Origin of the sequence: Pigmentiphaga daeguensis (assembly GCF_039523035.1) — a bacterium.
GTDB classification, from domain to species: domain Bacteria; phylum Pseudomonadota; class Gammaproteobacteria; order Burkholderiales; family Burkholderiaceae_B; genus Pigmentiphaga; species Pigmentiphaga daeguensis.
The window spans coordinates 1-1,518 of record NZ_BAAAEN010000065.1; the positions used below are offsets into that span (position 1 = coordinate 1).

A 1,518-nucleotide genomic window follows, 5' to 3' on the forward strand; every position below is an offset into this window, starting at 1 on the left:
CCGAATATGGCATTGGGCGGGTTCACACCAAAGCAGCGGCTGGCCATGGCCGCATCAGTTTCTACTTCTGCGACCCAGTAAGAATGGGGGCATTACCCTTGGCTATCAAGTACGCCTTGGCTCGCCCTGGTTCGATTTCCTGGGCACGCCGGTCTACCACCCGTGGCGGCTGTTCGAGTGGTGGTTCTTCTTCGACGCCTACGCGCCCCGTGTTTTTGACATCGGTGGTGCGATTGCCGGTGGCAGCGGCCTTGTCGCCGTGCTGGTCGCCATCGGCATGTCGATCTGGCGTTCGCGCCAATCACGCCTCGTCACCACCTACGGCTCGGCACGCTGGGCGAACGCGGATGACATTCGCAAGGCTGGGTTATCGAGCCCGGCGGGCGTCTTCCTTGGCCAACACCACGGCCAGTACTTGCGGCACGAAGGCCCGGAACACGTCCTGACCTTCGCGCCGACGCGCTCCGGCAAGGGCGTCGGCCTGGTGGTGCCGACGCTGTTGAGCTGGCCGGCGTCCGCCGTCGTCCACGACATCAAGGGCGAAAACTGGCAGATCACTGCCGGCTGGCGCTCGCGCTTCTCGCACTGCCTGCTGTTCAACCCGACGGATGCGAAGTCGGCGGCCTACAACCCGCTACTGGAAGTTCGACGCGGCGCGCACGAGGTGCGCGACGTACAGAACATCGCGGACATCCTGGTCGATCCCGAAGGCGCGCTCGAACGCCGCAACCATTGGGAGAAGACTTCGCACGCGCTGCTGGTCGGCGCCATCCTGCATGTGCTGTACGCAGGCGAAGACAAGACGCTGCGCGGCGTCGCCAACTTCCTCTCCGACCCGGCTTGCCCGTTCGAGCTGACCTTGCACCGGATGATGACCACGCCGCATCTCGGCGATGGCCCGCATTCGGTCGTGGCCTCGGCGGCGCGCGAAGTGCTCAACAAGTCGGACAACGAACGCTCCGGCGTGTTGAGCACCGCCATGTCGTTCCTCGGCCTGTACCGTGATCCCACGGTGGCCGAAGTCACGTCGCGTTGCGATTGGCGCATCGCCGACCTGATCGCGGCCGAGCATCCGGTGTCGCTGTACCTCGTGGTGCCGCCTTCGGACATTTCGCGGACGAAGCCGCTCATTCGCCTGATCCTCAACCAGATCGGGCGGCGCCTCACGGAATCGCTCGATGGCTCCGACGGCATCGAGCGCCGTCACAAGCTACTGCTGATGCTCGATGAGTTCCCGGCCCTGGGGCGCCTGGATTTCTTCGAGACGGCCTTGGCCTTCATGGCGGGCTACGGCATCCGCAGTTTCCTCATCGCGCAAAGCCTGAACCAGATCGACAAGGCGTATGGGCAGAACCACTCGATTCTGGACAACTGCCATGTCCGGGTGACGTTCGCCACGAACGACGAGCGCACGGCCAAGCGTGCGTATTTCGGCGAACGTGACCGCCGATTTCGGGAACGTGACCGATCCAGCAGGATTGGGGCGTTGCGCGGTGTCGATTGTAGATTTCCTTGTTA

1 protein-coding gene is annotated in these 1,518 nt (G+C 63.8%); it reads left to right on the forward strand.

The features are described from left to right. Nucleotides 1-4: 4 nt before the first annotated feature. A partial coding sequence (gene traG / locus ABD104_RS30085; RefSeq protein WP_343928875.1) for an IncP-type conjugal transfer protein TraG occupies nt 5-1,518 on the forward strand: 1,514 nt, incomplete at its 3' end.